16 protein-coding genes are annotated in these 16462 nt (G+C 60.4%); 14 read left to right on the top strand and 2 right to left on the bottom strand.

Going from position 1 to position 16462, the window contains the following annotated elements:
* Positions 1 to 214: 214 nt before the first annotated feature.
* The 3 genes from I4W09_RS08560 (at position 215) to I4W09_RS08550 (ending at position 2907) form a co-directional block, all read left to right on the top strand.
* On the top strand, positions 215 to 1039 hold the full coding sequence (locus I4W09_RS08560; RefSeq protein WP_196033610.1) for a PfkB family carbohydrate kinase: 825 nt from the start codon (positions 215 to 217) through the stop codon (positions 1037 to 1039).
* Positions 1032 to 1361 (top strand): TIGR04076 family protein, encoded by a 330-nt coding sequence (locus I4W09_RS08555; RefSeq protein ID WP_230318744.1) that lies wholly within the window; start codon positions 1032 to 1034, stop codon positions 1359 to 1361. The genes I4W09_RS08560 and I4W09_RS08555 overlap by 8 nt, the downstream gene beginning before the upstream one ends.
* 184 nt (positions 1362 to 1545) lie before the next feature.
* Positions 1546 to 2907, top strand: coding sequence for an ATP-binding protein (locus I4W09_RS08550; protein WP_196033608.1), 1362 nt, complete (start codon positions 1546 to 1548; stop codon positions 2905 to 2907).
* A 186-nt stretch (positions 2908 to 3093) separates the two neighbouring features.
* Here the strand turns inward: I4W09_RS08550 and I4W09_RS08545 are convergent, their stop codons facing one another.
* The gene (locus tag I4W09_RS08545) at positions 3094 to 3540 is read right to left on the bottom strand and encodes a low molecular weight protein-tyrosine-phosphatase (protein WP_035138777.1); all 447 of its coding nucleotides are present in this window, start codon (positions 3538 to 3540) and stop codon (positions 3094 to 3096) included.
* A 45-nt stretch (positions 3541 to 3585) separates the two neighbouring features.
* Complete coding sequence (locus tag I4W09_RS08540; RefSeq protein ID WP_371732509.1) at positions 3586 to 4836, bottom strand: MFS transporter; 1251 nt, start codon at positions 4834 to 4836, stop codon at positions 3586 to 3588.
* Positions 4837 to 5087: 251 nt separating this feature from the next.
* On the opposite strand from I4W09_RS08540, the gene I4W09_RS08535 reads away from it, so the two are divergent.
* The 11 genes from I4W09_RS08535 to I4W09_RS08485 all read left to right on the top strand — a co-directional run bounded on the left by I4W09_RS08535 (position 5088) and on the right by I4W09_RS08485 (position 16460).
* Positions 5088 to 5957: a hypothetical protein gene (locus I4W09_RS08535; RefSeq protein ID WP_196033606.1), complete on the top strand. Its 870-nt coding sequence runs from the start codon at positions 5088 to 5090 to the stop codon at positions 5955 to 5957.
* A 79-nt stretch (positions 5958 to 6036) separates the two neighbouring features.
* Positions 6037 to 6930, top strand: a complete 894-nt coding sequence (locus I4W09_RS08530; protein WP_196033604.1) for an aldose 1-epimerase family protein — start codon at positions 6037 to 6039, stop codon at positions 6928 to 6930.
* Positions 6931 to 7193: 263 nt separating this feature from the next.
* A complete protein-coding gene (locus I4W09_RS08525) occupies positions 7194 to 8120 on the top strand; it encodes a transporter substrate-binding domain-containing protein (RefSeq protein WP_196033601.1) in 927 nt (308 codons plus the stop codon).
* Positions 8121 to 8129: 9 nt separating this feature from the next.
* Positions 8130 to 9278, top strand: coding sequence for an amino acid ABC transporter permease (locus I4W09_RS08520; RefSeq protein ID WP_196033599.1), 1149 nt, complete (start codon positions 8130 to 8132; stop codon positions 9276 to 9278).
* Positions 9279 to 9300: 22 nt separating this feature from the next.
* On the top strand, positions 9301 to 10086 hold the full coding sequence (locus I4W09_RS08515; protein ID WP_196033597.1) for an amino acid ABC transporter ATP-binding protein: 786 nt from the start codon (positions 9301 to 9303) through the stop codon (positions 10084 to 10086).
* A gap of 72 nt (positions 10087 to 10158) precedes the next feature.
* On the top strand, positions 10159 to 11574 hold the full coding sequence (locus tag I4W09_RS08510) for a M20/M25/M40 family metallo-hydrolase (protein ID WP_196033595.1): 1416 nt from the start codon (positions 10159 to 10161) through the stop codon (positions 11572 to 11574).
* 228 nt (positions 11575 to 11802) lie between these two features.
* A complete protein-coding gene (prfA, locus tag I4W09_RS08505) occupies positions 11803 to 12870 on the top strand; it encodes a peptide chain release factor 1 (RefSeq protein ID WP_055252487.1) in 1068 nt (355 codons plus the stop codon).
* 672 nt (positions 12871 to 13542) lie between these two features.
* Complete coding sequence (locus I4W09_RS08500; RefSeq protein ID WP_196033594.1) at positions 13543 to 14808, top strand: N5-glutamine methyltransferase family protein; 1266 nt, start codon at positions 13543 to 13545, stop codon at positions 14806 to 14808.
* Between the two features lie 75 nt (positions 14809 to 14883).
* Positions 14884 to 15279: a type II toxin-antitoxin system RelE/ParE family toxin gene (locus I4W09_RS08495; RefSeq protein ID WP_022094268.1), complete on the top strand. Its 396-nt coding sequence runs from the start codon at positions 14884 to 14886 to the stop codon at positions 15277 to 15279.
* Positions 15266 to 15568: a helix-turn-helix domain-containing protein gene (locus I4W09_RS08490; RefSeq protein WP_006235701.1), complete on the top strand. Its 303-nt coding sequence runs from the start codon at positions 15266 to 15268 to the stop codon at positions 15566 to 15568. Before I4W09_RS08495 ends, I4W09_RS08490 begins: the two co-directional genes overlap by 14 nt.
* A gap of 148 nt (positions 15569 to 15716) precedes the next feature.
* A complete protein-coding gene (locus tag I4W09_RS08485) occupies positions 15717 to 16460 on the top strand; it encodes an L-threonylcarbamoyladenylate synthase (RefSeq protein ID WP_196033592.1) in 744 nt (247 codons plus the stop codon).
* The last annotated feature ends 2 nt before the right edge of the window (positions 16461 to 16462 follow it).

Here is a 16462-nt window from a genome sequence, read left to right as displayed (position 1 = left end):
TATACGCCGTGATGCGCGACCGGGTGCCCTACCGGGAGTAGCCCCGACGGTTGACAAAACTATAGGAACACCCAATGACTAACTTCCTCCTTTCCGTAACCTTTCCGCAACAATGTGGCCTCCGCGGCGCCTGCGCCCGTTCACAACGTCCCCTGCGCTACACTTAGTCGCACTGTGGCGCCGCTGCGCCGTGCCCAAACCAAGGGAGACCCTCATGAAGAATACTCAGCTGCTGCTGATCAACGATATGTGCGGCTACGGCAAGGTTGCGCTTTCCGCCATGCTGCCGGTGCTGTCGCACATGGGCTATCGCATCCACAACCTGCCGACGGCGCTGGTGTCCGATACGCTCAACTATCCCAAGTTCTACATCCATGACACCACCGAGTACGTGCGCCAGAGCCTCGCTATCTGGGAGGAGCTCGGGTTTGAGTTCGACGCCATCTCCACCGGCTTTATCGTGACCGAGGAAGAGACGCGCATCATCTCGGACTTTTGCCACCGCCGTGCGCAAAAGGGCACCAAGGTGTTCGTCGACCCCATCATGGGCGACAACGGCAAGCTCTACGCCGGCGTGCCCGAGTCCACGATCGGTCTCATGCGCAGCCTGCTCGAGTGCGCCGACTATGCGGTGCCAAACTACACCGAGGCGTGCCTGCTCACCGATACGCCCATTGCCGAGCAAATCACGCCCGATAAGGGCCGCGCTCTTGTGGATGCCGTGCGTGCCCTGGGCGCCAAGTCGGTGGTCATTACGAGCGCTGTGGTCGACGGTGCGAATGTCGTCATCGGTTACGACCATGTGGCGGGGGAGTACTTTACGATTCCCTTCGACCTGATCCCGGTCTACTTCCCGGGCACGGGCGACACGTTCTCGGCGGTGCTCGTCGGCCGCGTTATGGCAGGTTGGAGTCTGCAGCGCGCGACGTCCGATGCCATGCGTGTGGTGGCTGAGCTTATCGAGCGCAATGCCGACCAAGAGGACAAGTCGGCTGGCCTTCCCATCGAGGCCTGCCTGGATGTGGTTGACCATGAGTAATGCCGGCGAGGGCGGCATCAAGCCTGCGGGCGAGAACAAGCCGCTCGGCGTGCCACGTGGCAAGCGTCCGCGTATCCGCGTAAGCTGCGTGGACCAGCTGGGTGCGTGCCGCTGCCACCATGGTCACAAGCCGGGCGACGTTTTTGACTTCGACCGAGACCGCGGCAAGATGTGCGCCATGGCCTGCCATGTGGGCTTTCCCTATATCGATATCCTGCGCTATGGCGGAACCGTGCCTGGCAACGAGCCCGGCACGGCAAAGTTCTGCTGCCCCGAAGTCGATACGCTGAACGTCTGGCTCGCCGAGATCGTCGACGAGTAGCCGAGCGCAATGTGACAAAGGGACAGTTCTTTTGTCACATTCGCCGGTGGTGCCCCTTCTATTATGCTTGTAATCTCAAATCTCTGCATTTCATCCGATTTTAGGTTCTAAAAATTTTGCGTTTCATCGATAATCAAGCGTATAAAACTTTGCATTTAATTTGATGACACTGAGGGGAGAGCCTATGCTGCGCAGGAAAATAGCGGTAGAGCTGGAGCGTTGGCTGAAGTCTGCCGAGCAAAAGGCCTTATTCATTACGGGTTCTCGCCAGATTGGCAAAAGCTATTCGATTCGCGCATTTGGCAAAGCCAACCATGCAACCTACATCGAGCTTAACCTCATGGAAAATCGCCAGGCAAAAGATGCTCTTCTCGAGGCGCGGGATGCCGATGATTTCATCAGCAGGGTGACGCTTCTTTCGGGAAAGTCGATTGCACCAGGCAAAACGCTCGTGTTTATCGATGAGGTCCAAGAGGCCCCCGACATCATGACGATGGCAAAGTTCCTTGTTGAGGACGGGAGGTGCCGCTGGGCGTTTTCGGGGTCAATGCTCGGGACTCAGTTCAAGGGCGTCAGGTCCTATCCCGTGGGGTATGTCCACGAGCTTAGGATGTTCCCGCTCGATTTTGAGGAGTTTTGCTGGGCAACCGGGGTGAGCGAGGGGGCTCGCCAAACGATACGTAACGCGTGTATCAGCGAGAGGCCCATTCCTGATTACATTCATGACGCGATGATGGCAAACTTCAGGACCTATACCGTTGTCGGCGGAATGCCGGAGGTCGTGCAGCGTTTCCTTGACACGCAGGGCGACCTTGCCTCTGTTCGTCAGCTACAGTCAGAGCTCAACGAACAGTACCGACGGGATATTTCCAAGTATGCAAGCGGGCGTGCCCTTCAGGTGCAGAGCATCTACGATCAGCTCCCCATTATGCTTGAGGGCGAACACAAGCGTTTCGTGCTCAATTCCATTGACCCCAAGGCGCATTATGAGAAGTACCAGCGAGATTTTGTCTGGCTTGTCGATGCCGGCGTTGCTCTCAAAGCCGATATCGTAACCGAGCCAAAGTCGCCCCTGCTCAAGACGGCACGGCCATCGCAGTTCAAGCTATACCAATCGGATACGGGCATGTTGATGGCGCGCTACCCCGTTGGAGTCGCCCAAGCGGCGTATCTTGATAGCAAGGAGCCCAATCTGGGCGGCATTTACGAAAACGTGGTGGCCCAGCAGCTGGCTGCCCAAAATCGCCAGCTTTACTACTATCAGACAAAAAAGCGCGGTGAAGTGGACTTTGTGGTCGACGGACCGGATGGGACGGCTGTTCCGATCGAGGTTAAATCGGGCTCCTATTACCACGCGCACGCTGCGTTCGGTCATGTGCTTGATACGGCTGAATATGGCGTAAGGCTCGGGATTGTTTTCTCGAGAGGCAACGTTGAGCGCAACGGAGCGGTTCTCTATTTGCCGCTATATGCGACCTGGGCCCTTTCGGATGTTTTGGGCGACTCCTGCGCCGAGGGGATAAAGCTGGAGGTCAAGCCGGTCTAGGGCCGGTCCCGGATGTGGCAAAGGGACAGTCCCTTTGTCACATTCATGAGTGTGGATTTTCTCCCACCGAGATAACGAGCGTGGATTTTCTCCCGTTTAGAGCGCACTCGAACGCTCAAAGTGGGAGAAAATCCACGCTCGTTTTATGCCGATGGCGTGGCCCGTGTGCCCGCGCCGCCCGAGCGCCTACAGCTGCTCGAGCATGGCGGTGCAACCGGCGAGTACATCGCGGTAGGTGGCGTCGAAATTGCCGGTGTACCAGGGGTCGGCCACGTCGCCGGGGCGATCGGTCCAATCGAGCAGGCGCGAGATCTTGCCATCGGGGTCCTTCCCAAAAATTCGGTACAGGGCGCGGGCGTTCTCGTCGTCCATATAGACAATGTGGTCCCAGTCGCCATACTCCGCGCGACGCACCTGACGTGCGCGATGTGCGACGACGGGAATCCCGACCTCGCGTAGCTTGGCAACGGTACCGTGGTGTGGCGGGTTGCCGATCTCCTCGGTCGAGGTCGCCGCGGAATCGATGGCAAACTCCGCCTCGCGCCCAGCGCGGCGCACGAGCTCGGTAAACACCGACTCGGCCATCGTCGAGCGGCAGATGTTTCCATAGCAGATGAACAGTACACGTTGCATATGCGGTTTCCTTTCGATCGCCATCATCGAGCTCGAGTATCGCATCTACGCCTGCGCCATCGCCCTCTTGCGTTCCCAGCGAGCCAACTTAATCGTCACCAGCGTAAGCACCCAGGCCACAAGCGAGAACGCGGCACCCACTGCGCCTACGTGCGCAATGCCAATGCTGCTTACCACGGCGCCGCCCACTGCGGTGCCAAACGAGATGCCGACGTTAAACGCCATGGGCTCAACCGAACTTGCGAGTACCATCGACTTGGGATGGCGGCTGCGTGCCACGTCCATGAAGTGCGTGATGCACGACACCGAGAACAAGTACATGAGCAGCGCCAAGCTAAAGACAAAGGCCAGCGCGAGCGGCATGGTGCCGCCCACAGCAAACAGCCCGAGTAACGCCGCAGCCTGCAGCACGAACGTCACAAGCAGCGCCTTCATGCCAAAGCGCGCATCGATCCATCCGCCCAGGATGTTCGAGATCAGGCAGAACACGCCGTAGGCCATGAGCGTGGTACTGGCTTCGACCGTGCCCATGCCCAGCACCTGCTCAAGATAAGGCGTCACGTAGCCATAGAAAACGTAGACCGACCCCACGCCAAACAAAAAGATGAGCATGCCGGTGACGATGCTCGGCTCGCGTAGCAGACCCGCCTGCTCGCGAAAGGTGGCGGGCTCGTCGGTTTGCCCAGCGCGCGGCATAAACATCACGAGCGCTCCGCAGATCAGAACGGCAAAGGTCAGCGTGCCGTACATGGCCACGTGCCAGTCGAGCGTGTCGGCCACAAACTTGCCGATCGAAGTGACAAAGACCATTGCCACGGAAAACGCGCCGTACACCACCGAGATGGCGAGTGAGGTCTGCTGCGGGGACAGCAGCTCGGGGATATACGTCACGCCCACGGCGAGCAGTGCGCCCGAGACGGAGCCCAAGATGATGCGCGAGGCGAACAGCACTTGAAAGTTGGGTGCCAGCGCCATGACCAGATTGCCGAGCACAAAGACGATGCTATAGCACACGAGCAGTTGGTAACGACGGAAGCGCCCCGTGCTGAGCGCGAGCACCGGCGTCGCGATAGCGTAGATCAGTGCGAACACGCTAATAAGTTGGCCTGCGGTGGCAAGCGATACGCCGAGTTCCGTCGCCAAGTCACTTTCGATGCCGATGACCACGAACTCCGAACAGCCGAGCGAAAAGCCTAACAACACGAGCAGCGCCAGGCAGAGCTTGGTGCGCACGGGGGAGAGCGCGGCGGCGGTTGACTTACTTTTTGGCGTGGTTGCGGCGGTCAAGGTTGTCACTCCAATGTCGCGTGAATAAGCGGGATTCAATCCCTGCAACTCTAACAGAATGTGACAAAGGGACAGTCTCTTTGTCACATTCGCGGCGTGGCTGCCGCCTAAACCGTCACAACATTCGATGAAAATCTCGAAAACGAGGAAAAACGTCGAATGTTGTGACGGTTTTCGTGTCCGGCGCGGGTGAGCTTCGGTGCCGTCTGGGGGTATAAGACTAGCGAGTGTTTATTTGCGAGGCCTAAGGGGCGCCCCGTATGGATATCGATAACTTTGAATGGTGGTATAGCGAGGGCGAGGCTCCGGACGATGAGTGGGACGAGCCCGCGTCGCGTGACGTGTCGAGCGACGAGGACGAGACCGGCAACGATGCCGCTGTCGAGCCTGATGCCGCCTCCGATGCCGCCGAGCCCCTGACCTTTGAGCAGGCTTGGGCCCAAGCCGAGGCCGATGAGGCTAAGGCCGATGCCACGGCCACACTCGGTGAGCCGGCGGACATGTCCATCTCGCCGGCAAAGATCCCGCAGCCGCGTCACACCATCGACCCCGACAGCACGGCATCCTTCAGCATTCTCGACGTGCCCGCGCAAGGCGCCCAGGCGCCTGCGCCCACACATCGCCCCGACCTGGCTCGTGAGGAAGACGCGGGCCGCCGTTCTCCGCTCGGCCCCATCCTCATCGCCTTCATGGCCGGCGTTATCGCCTGCTCGGCAATCGGTAGCGTTTGGAGCCATGTCGAGCAGCAGCGTCAAGACGCCGCCAAGGTCGAGATGTCTGTCGAGCAATCGCTCAGCCGCACGCGCTCGGTACATGTGTCGGTCGAGGTCAAGGACGGCGCGATGTGGGACACCGCGCGTGGCGACAGCCAAATGCTCATCCACATCGTGGGGCGTACGCTCAAAGGGCAGACGATTGACGAGTATCAATACGTCAATTCCGCTGGTGACGGCATCGAGCTCAAGCCCGGCGACTACGAGCTCACCGTCGACGAACCGCCCGTCGCCACCGACGGCACGCGCTTCCGCGCCTCAAAGCGCATGGTTCCCGTGAGCTTTAACTCGCAGGCGCCCGATACGGTCGATAGCACTCCGCAGGGCGGGTTTGACCTTTACGCTATTGCTCAATAACTGCGCCTGTCGCTCAACCCCGCCGCCAAGAGTGGGACAATAGCCCTCGACACTATTGTTTACTTTTGGAGGAAGTAGCATGTCTACCGTCACTACCATCAAGCGCGGCAGCCTCACCGCGGCCATCGATTCCATGGGCGCTCAGCTCACGAGCCTTGCCCTCAACGGCAACGAGTATCTGTGGCAGGGCGACCCCGCCTTTTGGGGCAAGCATGCGCCCATCCTGTTCCCCATTGTGGGCTCGCTGCGCAACAACACGGCGACGTCTGCGGCTGGCACCTGCGAGATGCCGCGCCACGGCCTCGCGCGCATCGTCGAGCACAAGCTGGTCGAGGTTTCGGAGGACGGCTCCTCGGTAACGTACGAGATCACCGACACGCCCGAGTCGCTCAAGGCCTTTCCGTTCCACTTTAAGCTCAACATGACCTATGCCCTGACTGGTGACGCCACACTTACCCAGACCTTTGCCGTCACCAATACCGGCGACGTGGACCTGCCGTTCTCGGTGGGCGGCCACCCCGCATTTAACGTACCTGCTCCCGGTGCCGAGGACGAGGCGTTCGAGGATTACGAGCTGGCATTTACCGAGGCTTGGACCAACGAGGCCCCCATCATCACGCCCGATGGCCTCATGACGTTCGAGGGCAGTTACAAGGCTCCCGATAACTCGGACGTGCTGCCCATCACGCACCGCAGCTTCGATAACGACGCCATCATGTTCACCGATACCCCGGGCTCCACGCTCACGCTGCGCGGCCGCAAGTCGGGTCACGGCGTCAAGATCGACTTTGAGGGCTTTAAGTACATTGGCGTGTGGTCTGCCGCCAACGACGCTCCGTTTGTGGCGCTCGAGCCCTGGACCGGTCACACCACCATGGACACCGAGGACGATGTCTTTGAGCACAAGGTCAACACCATCACCCTGGCCCCGGGCGAGACGGACAAGCGCAGTTTTAGCGTTACCTTGCTCTAGAGGTTCCGCCGCTCGGTCGATGCTGCGCGTCGTCCAGAGCGACAAGTTGTCATTCAAAAGGCAAGGCATAGACCTTCTGGTCATGCCTTGCCTTTTTCATGCCACTTGTTCGCTCTGGACGTCGCTCGCCGGCATTGCCAAAACATCGGCGTCCCCAATGACTACCGCGTGTCTATTAATTTTTCGAGCTTGTGCTGCGCTGCTAGTTGCTGGCGTATATCCTGTTAAGTCGTCAGCATACGATTCAACAGGGAAGGCAGATTATGCATTCTCCCCATCAACGCGACGCGCATCCACAGCCGGTGTGCAGCCGTCGTATCTTCTTAGGCAGTGCGTTTGCTGCGAGCGCTTCCGTCGTCGCCGGCGCACTTGCCGGTTGCCAGCGCCCGTCAACGCTCAAGGTGGTTCGGCCCACGACGGGCGGCGGTCGCGACGACCTGTCCGATTCCGTGATCGGCAAGGACAAGATCCGCATCGGCATGGAGGCGGCCTACGCCCCGTACAACTGGCAGGTCTCCGAAGCCAGCAAGTACACTATCCCCATCGACAACGTGCAGGGCGCCTATGCCGATGGTTACGACGTGCAGATCGCCAAGATCGTCTGCAAGGCCCTCGGTGGCGAGCCCGTTGCCGTCAAGCAGAGCTTCTCGGGTCTTATCGATTCGCTCAACAACGGCCAGATCGACCTCATCATTGCCGGCATGAGCGCCACGCCCGAGCGCGAGGAGTCCGTCGGCTTTTCCGACCCGTACTTCATTGGCTACTTTGGCCTGTTCGTAAAAGAGGGCTCGCCCTACCAAAATGCGACCAAGCTCAGCGACTTTAGCGGCGCAACGGTCCTCGGCCAAAAGGACACCATGCTCGACACCGTCATCGACGAGATCCCGGGCGTTGTCCACAAGAACCCGGTCGATTCGGTCCCCACGGTGTTTTCGAACCTGCTGCAGGGCACCTGCGACGCCGTGACCTACAATACCGAGAACGAGAAGGGCTATATGGCCCAAAACCCGGGTATCGTGCCGATTCGATTTGCCGAGGGCGAGGGCTTTAAGCAGGAAGTCACGGCAAACGTCGGCTGCCGCAAGGGCTCGGACAAGCTGCTTAAGCTCATCGACAAGACACTCAAGGGCATTAGCCAAGAGGAGCGCGACCAAATGTGGGATGCGTGCCTCGACCGTCAGCCGGCATAGGGAGGCAGCATGAAAACCATTAATCGCCTGGCCTCCTTTATCAAGGCCGACCACCGTTATGTATACCTGGGCACGAGCGTCATCGCGGCGCTCGGCCTGGCGTTTAGCCAGCGCAACCCCACGCCGATGAGTTTCTTGGCCCCCACGGGCGTGTTCCAGGATTGCCTTTGGGCAATCCTTTGGGCCTGGGTTGTCGTGTCGGCGGCGGCGCTCGTCACCAAACTCATGCATTGGAGCGATTATCGCGAAAAGTCGCCGTTCGCATCCGAGCGCTTCCGTCGCTGCGTGCGCCTAGGCAGCTACGTCGTGGTCGCCATCGCGGCAGTTTTCTTTGTCGACCGTTGCGTCATGTCGTTTATCGACCTGGTGCAGGTGAGCATTGTCTCGGACTCCAACCCCAGCGACTTTTTGTCGAGCCTGGTCTACATGACCTACAAGAGCGGGGACTTCTTCATTCGCGGTATCGAGATCACCATCGCGCTTGCCACCTTCGGCACCGTCATCGCATTCTTCCTGGCGCTGCTCTTCGTGTTCCTGCGCATTCAGACCTTCGATCGCGTGGACAACGACTTGGTGCGCTTCTTTAAGAGTATCGGCCGCGGCTTTGCGACCGTCTACTCCACCATCGTGCGCGGCACGCCCATGATGGTCCAGGGCCTGCTCATCTATTACGTGGGCTTCACCGTTTTGCGCGGCATGGGCTTCGAGACCGCTCAGGCCAACCAGATTTGGAGCACCTTCACCGCCGGCCTCGTTACCATCTCGCTCAACTCCACCGCCTACATGATGGAGGTCCTGCGCGGCGGCATCGAGTCCATTGATCCCGGCCAGGCCGAGGCAGCACGCTCACTGGGCCTGTCGCAGTGGCAAGCCATGCGCAAAGTCGTGTTCCCCCAGGGCATTAAAAACGCGATCCCGGCGCTCACCAACGAGCTCATCATCAACATCAAGGACTCGTCGGTGCTCTCGGTCATCGGCGTGTTTGACCTCATGTACGCTACCACCACCGTCGCCGGCGTGTACTACCGCCAGATGGAGGTCTACTGCGTGGCGCTCGTGGTCTACCTGATCCTGACGCTCGTGGCGAGCCGCCTGCTCGAGGCCTTTGGCAAAAAGCTCGGCGCCGAGGCTCCGGTCACGCTGCCCAGCTCCAACTAGGCTCAAGACGAGGAGAATCATCATGGCAGATACCGCCATTACCGGCGTTGCGGCCGCCGCACAGACCAATGAGCCGCTCATCCGCGTCGAGGGCCTGCGCAAGAGCTTCGGCTCGCTCGAGGTACTCAAGGGCATCGACCTGTCCGTTAACCCCGGCGAGGTCGTCACCATTATCGGCGCCTCGGGCTCGGGCAAGTCGACCTTCCTGCGCTGCCTCAATCTGCTCGAGACCCCGGACGCGGGCCACATCTGGTTCCACGGCCAGGACCTCACGGCCGAGCGCTGCAACATCAACAAGCTGCGCGAGGACATCGGCATGGTGTTCCAGGGCTTTAACCTGTTCAACAACATGGATGTGCTCGACAACTGCACGCTCGCGCCCGTCACGCTCAAAAAGATGAGCAAGGCCGAGGCCGAGAAGGTCGCGATGGAGCATCTGACGAGCGTGGGGCTCGAGAAGTTCGCGCACGCCGCCGTGGGTCGCCTGTCCGGTGGTCAAAAACAGCGCGTGGCCATCGCCCGCGCCCTATGCATGAATCCGCAGATCATGCTGTTCGACGAGCCGACCTCAGCGCTCGACCCCGAGATTGTGGGAGAGGTACTCGAGGTCATGCGCAAGCTCGCTGCCGACGGCATGACCATGGTCGTCGTCACGCACGAGATGGCCTTTGCCCGCACGGTGTCCGACCGCGTGGTCTTTATGGACAAGGGCGTGGTGCTCGAGGACGCCGCGCCGGCCGAGCTCTTCGGCAACCCCAAGCACCAACGCACCCGCGAGTTCCTCTCGCGTTATCTCGAGGACAAATAACCGACCGCAAACGCTTACGTGGCAGGGCCGCTCCAGTGGGGCGGCCCTCGTCATCACAATCGAAAGGATGTCATGGCCGAGGTTTGGCGCTTCTTTGCGCATGAGGGCGATTTTGCCGATATAGACGAGGCCGGCGCGTGCGAGCGCCTGGGCCGCGTGCTGTCGTTTCCGACCATTTCGAGCATGGATGCCGAGGCAGTGGACTGGCAGCCGTTCGACGACCTGCGCGCCTATATGCAGCAGGCGTGGCCGCACGTGTTCGCGGCGGGCGAGGTCGAGCTCATCGACCATTCGCTGCTCGTGACGCTTGCCGGCATCGACCCCGCCCTCAAGCCGGTCATGCTCATGGGCCACATGGACGTGGTTCCCGTGGTGCCGGGCACCGAGACAGACTGGACGCACAATCCCTTTAGCGGGCACGTGGACGACACCTATATTTGGGGTCGCGGCGCCATCGATATGAAAGACCAGGTCGCAGGCATTCTCGAGGCGGTTGAGTATGCGCTCGCACACGGCTGGGAGCACGAGCGCACCCTGCTGCTGGCTTTTGGCCAGGACGAGGAAACCACGCAGTTCGGTGCGGGTGCCATCGGCCGCGTGCTCGAAGAGCGCGGCATTGAGCTTGAGTACCTGATCGACGAGGGCGACTACCGCATCGTTCCGGCTGCCGAGTACGGCGCGGGCGAGGGCTGGCTTATGCATGCCGATCTCGCGGAGAAGGGCTACGCCGATATCGTGTTGAGGACGCGTAGCGAGGGCGGGCATTCCTCCAACCCCTACGGGGGCACTTCACTCGAGGTGCTCAGCCGTGCCATCACCGCAATCTGCGATATCGAGTGGCCGACGCGCGTGACCGACTTGCTTGCCGCCCAACTCGTCGAGTTGGGGCTCTACACGGCCGATGAAATTGCCGCCAACGGGGATGCCATTGTCCGCGATTGCCTCGCCAGCAAAAAGCTCTATCCGCTGGTGACGACCACCTGCGCGCCCACGCAGATCGAGGGTGGCAGCACCGGCGCCAACGTAATGCCGCAGGATATGTGGGCCAACATTAACTTCCGCATGCTCGAGGGCACGAGCGTGGCCGACGTTGTGGCGCGCTGCCGTGAGGCGGTTGCCGGGGCGGACCTTGCCGGTCGTGTCAAAGTGGAGCTGGGCCCCGGCAGCTCCGAACCCTCGCCGTCCCCGCGCATCGGTGGTCCCGGTCTCGAGGCGGTTCGCTCCATCGCCGTCCGCTATTTCCGTGATCCAAAGGGGATGGAGGAAAACGGATCATTCGAGCCAGTGGCAATTGTGCCCTCGACCGTGATCGGTGCGACCGACGCTGCCAACTACCAGCACATTTGCCCTGAGTGCATTCGCTTCTCGGCCTTTGTGGTCGATGATGACGAGTGCGACCGAGGCGTCCACGGCACCAACGAGCGCATCACCCGCCGCGCCTACCTCCAGGGTGTTCGCTTCCTCATCGCCCTACTCCATACGCTTTAGAATCCGACAAAGGGACTGTCCCTTTGTCGGATTCCGTGCGGGTTATATGCAGGTTTGCCTGCGCACGCTATCATATATGGGTTAGACCGCAACTATGTACCCCATACGCGAAGGGATGCGCATGTATCTGAAGATCGACATGCTCTAGCTGGACTTACCCCCGCAGCGGCGCCCCGCGCCCCATCAATTCTGCCGATTTTCGCCTTCACGCATATAAAGGAGTCCGTCATGCGCGACAAGCTCGAAAAGATCATCAAGGCCTACGAGGAGCTCGAGAAGAAGCTTTCCGACCCGGCCGTCGCCTCCGATATCAAGGAGTTCACGCGTCTCAACAAGGAGTACGCGCACCAGTCCGACCTCATTGCCGCCTCGCGCGAGTACATCGGCGCGCTCGATGACATCGAGGCTGCCAAGGAAATGCTGCACGATACCACCGATGCCGATGAGAAGGAGATGCTCCAGATGGACATCTCCGAAAACGAGGCCAAGCTTCCCCAGCTCGAGGAAGACATCAAGTACATGCTCATCCCGAGCGACCCCAACGACGACAAGAACACCATCGTCGAGATCCGCTCCGCCGCCGGTGGCGACGAGGCGGCCATCTTCGCCGGCGATCTGTACAAGATGTACCAGCGCTTTTGCGAGTCGCGCGGCTGGAAGACTACCGTGCTCGATTCCAGCCCCAGCGAGGCCGGTGGCTTTAAGTCCATCGAGTTCAAGGTCGAGGGCGACCGCGTCTACTCCGTCATGAAGTTCGAGTCCGGCGTGCACCGCGTCCAGCGCGTTCCCAAGACTGAGTCCCAGGGCCGCATTCAGACCTCCACGGCTACCGTCGCCGTACTTCCCGAGGCCGAGGAGATCGACGTCCAGATCAACCAGTCCGACCTGCGCATCGACACCTACTGCGCCTCCGGCCCTGGCGGTCAGTGCGTTAACACCACCTACTCCGCCGTGCGCATCACCCACCTGCCCACCAACACCGTGGTGCAGTCGCAGGAGCAGCGTTCCCAGATCCAGAACCGCGAGGTCTGCATGCAGATGCTGCGCGCCCGTCTGTACGAGATGGAACTCGAGAAGCAGCAGGCCGAGCTCGGTGCCGAGCGCCAGAGCCAGATCGGCCACGGCAACCGTTCCGAGAAGATCCGTACCTACAACCAGCCCCAGGACCGCGTGACCGATCACCGCATCGGTTTCAACTCCACCTACAACGGCGTCCTTCTGGGCGATCAGCTCGGCACCGTCATCGAGGCGCTCGCCGCCGCCGAGCGAGCCGAGAAGCTGGCACAGGCTGTGTAGTGGGTTACGCGGTTTTGCCAAACCGCGTAACGGCTCGACGCTGCGCGCCGCCCAGAGCGACAATTTGTCATTCAAAAGGCAAGGCATGACCAGAAGGTCTATGCCTTGCCTTTTTCATGCCAACTTGTTCGCTCTGGACGTCGCTCGCTGGCATTGCCAAAACATCGGCGTTTTCTTGGTTGTCAAATGATCCGTAGGGAGTCATTGGGGACATTGCCTTGATATTATATTCAGTCGGCTGTGATGGCATTTTAGTCATTGGGGACGTTCTTAAATGACTAGGTTGGGCACATTGCTTTGAGATGTTATTTAATCGGCTTTGATGGCCATTAAGCCGGCTACCTGCTCAAAGAAATTAGCGGCATTCATCTGCTATCGAAAATAATGCTCAAAAAATCGTCCAAGAAGTCGCGTGTCATTTTTTGATGCGTCGCGCGTCAAGTGATGTGGCAAGTTCTTGGTTAGATATTGGTCAGTTTTGGGTCAACCTTGCCAAAAGCTTGACGGATGCAGATTTAGACGTCGACGAATGAACACTTCGATTGCGATTCAAGCAAAATTCTGGGCTGATTCTCGATAATCGCTTCCAATTGTCCCTTGCCAAGCGCTGGCCTCGCGTACAATCTGCTCCGACATTCGCGCGCCGTCCGGCGCTTAAGAGGGGAGGGCCCCATGGCAAACGAGATTTGGACCATCAAGCGTTGTCTCGAGTGGACCAAGGAGTACCTGGCCGAGCGCGGCGAGGAGCACCCCCGTCTTTCTGCCGAGTGGCTGCTGTGCGCCGCCACGGGCCTGGCGCGCATTGACCTATATATGCGTATGGACGAGACGCTTAACGCGGCCCAGCTCGAGACCATGCATGCGGCCGTTGTCCGCCGCGCTAAGGGCGAGCCGCTGCAATACATCACGGGCAGCACGCAGTTTCGCATGATCGACGTCGCGTGCGCCCCCGGTGTGCTCATTCCGCGCCCCGAGACCGAGATGCTCGTCGAGGAAGTCCTCAATTATCTGGATGCCGAGGTGCTGAGCCCCGAGGCTGCCGCCCGTCAGCGTGTTGAGCTGCCTTGGAACGATGAGGTCGAGCAGGCCCGCAAGGCCGAGGCCGCGCTGGCAGACGAACGGGCGACCGCCGAGCGCCGCGCCGCTAACCTGACGGCTGCCGATGAGGCGGCGCTAGGCGGCGACGTACTGGGTAGCCGCGCCTATGCCGAGGAACTGGCCGACCGCGAGGCCGAGGAAGCCGCCGCGCAGGCAGCAGAAGCCGAAGCGGCAGAAGCAGAGGCCATGGAAACCCCCGAGCCCGAGCTCGACGAATACGGCATCGCCATCGAGGGTGCCGGCCAGGAGACGGCTTCGGCTCAGGATGCCGCTGCGCCTGCCCCAGCCGAGCCCCGTATCGCCCGCGTTCTCGAGGTCGGCTGCGGCACGGGTTGCATCTCGCTCTCCCTTGCCTGGGAACGCCGCGGCCACGTTACCTGCACCGCCACCGATATCGAGCCGCGCGCCATCGATCTGGCCACCAAAAACCGCGACGCCCTCGGCCTCACGGCAGATGAGGTTGCCTTTAGCCTCACCAACCTGGTGAGTTCCATTCCCCGCGAAGAGTGGGGCACCTTTGATGTGCTCGTCTCCAACCCACCTTACATCCCGACCGGCGTCATGCGCTCGCTGCCGCACGAGGTCAAGGACTTTGAGCCCGACTTGGCGCTCGAGGGCGGTGCCGACGGCCTGGACATCTTCCGCCGCCTGCTCAATGCGGCGCCTTACATGCTGCGCGCCGGCGGCCTGTTTGCCTGCGAGCTCTACGAGGGCGCCCTCGATGCCGCGGCCGAGCTCTGTCGCCAGGCAGGCCTTTCGGACGTGCGTATCGTCCACGACCTCACCGATCGTCCCCGCATCGTTCGAGCCATCGTCACCGAGCCCAAACAGCGTATTTAAGCTGAATAAATAGACATTTGCGCAAGTTTGTCCTTGCAATATACCGTAAAACTTCTACTATAGAAGGAGAAAGGTATGTCAAATCAGCTGCATCGGTACCGTATCGTGCTTGATTACATTGAACCTTGGCTTGATGAGCAGGATGAAGCTACGCTGAAGCAGATTTATGCAGACCTTTTGGTGCTCGAGAAGGAAGGTCCCAGCCTTGGTCGTCCGCTGGTTGACCGCGTAAAGGGCTCGAAGCTTCATCATTTAAAGGAGCTGAGAGTGACGTCGTGTGGTGGGCAGGTGATTCGCATCCTCTTCGCCTTTGACCCCAAGCGCCAGGCGGTATTGCTATTGGCGGGTGATAAGTCGCGAGCGGGATCGTCAAGGGCAAAATGGAACGGTTGGTATGCGATCAACATTCCAAGGGCCGAGCAAATATACCGTCGCCACGTAAGGAGGCTCGATCGAGATGGAACTGCATGAGTATATGGAATCTCGCGGGATAACACGCGACTCCATTACCGCCGAGCAGGAGAGGACTCGCGATCGTATCGAAGCCTATAAGCTTGCTCAGATTCGCAGGTTAAAAGATCTAACACAGGCGTCGGTCGCCCAGTCGATGGGCGTTTCTCAAAAACGTGTATCCGAGCTCGAGCGTGGGGAGTTGGGTTCGATGAGGCTCGACACGCTGAGCAGGTACGCAGAGAGCCTCGGCGGAAAACTGGTTGCAAGCATCGAGTTTCCCGATCGTACCGTTACGCTTGCGCGCTAAAAATCTTCAATTAACCCCCTCACTTTCACCGACTACTAGAGCCGCTCACCAAACCAACATGCGCTCTGGGCAAATAGGTTGAATGTTTCGTGCGAGAATGCCCCACAGTAAACAAACTTGCACCGGAGCGTAAGGGGCTGGCATACACATGCAGACGGTCTATCGGGTATACGAGGGAACGCGCGAGCCGCATCGGCTTGCCGTCGAGCGCACGGCCGAGGTGCTCGGCCGCGGCGGCCTGGCCTTGATTCCGACCGAGACCGTCTACGGTGTCGCCGTGGCAGTCAACGCCTTCTCGGGCGCCGTGCCCCAAGATACAAGCGAATTCCCATCGTGGCCGCGCGATCCGCAGGCTGCCGTCAATGGCGCCGCAGTTCCTGCGCTCGGCACCGGCTATCGCCGTATCTTCACTCTCAAGCAACGTGAGCTCACGCAAACCGTCGCTTGGCTGGTCGATGGCGTCGAAGCACTCGACCGCTATGGCGTGGATATCCCGGAAGATGCCCGCGTACTCGCGCGACGATGCTGGCCGGGAGCCCTGACTATCGTGGTCAAGGCAGCCCCCTGCGTGCCGACCTTTATGCGCGCTGCCGACGACACCGTGGCCCTGCGCGCTTCGGCCTCTCCCGTGGTCCAAGCGCTCATCCGCGCCTGCGGCAGTCCCCTTGCCTGCACGAGCGCCAACACGCACGGCGCGCCTTCGCCGGCAAGCTTTGCCGCCGTCGAGGGTCGCATCCTGGAGGGGGTCGATGTTGCCGTCGACGCCGGTGAGACCCCGTGTCGCGACGCCTCGACCATCGTGTCGTTCCAGCACGGCGGGCTCCAGATCCTGCGCCAAGGCGCACTTCCCGCATCAGAGATCGAGCGGGTCCTGTCCGACCCGATGCAATAGAA

This window comes from Collinsella aerofaciens (assembly GCF_015670795.1).
Taxonomy (GTDB): Bacteria; Actinomycetota; Coriobacteriia; order Coriobacteriales; family Coriobacteriaceae; genus Collinsella; species Collinsella aerofaciens_Q.
Note: the sequence above shows the minus strand (reverse complement) of the source record. Positions and strands in the feature narration are given on the sequence as shown.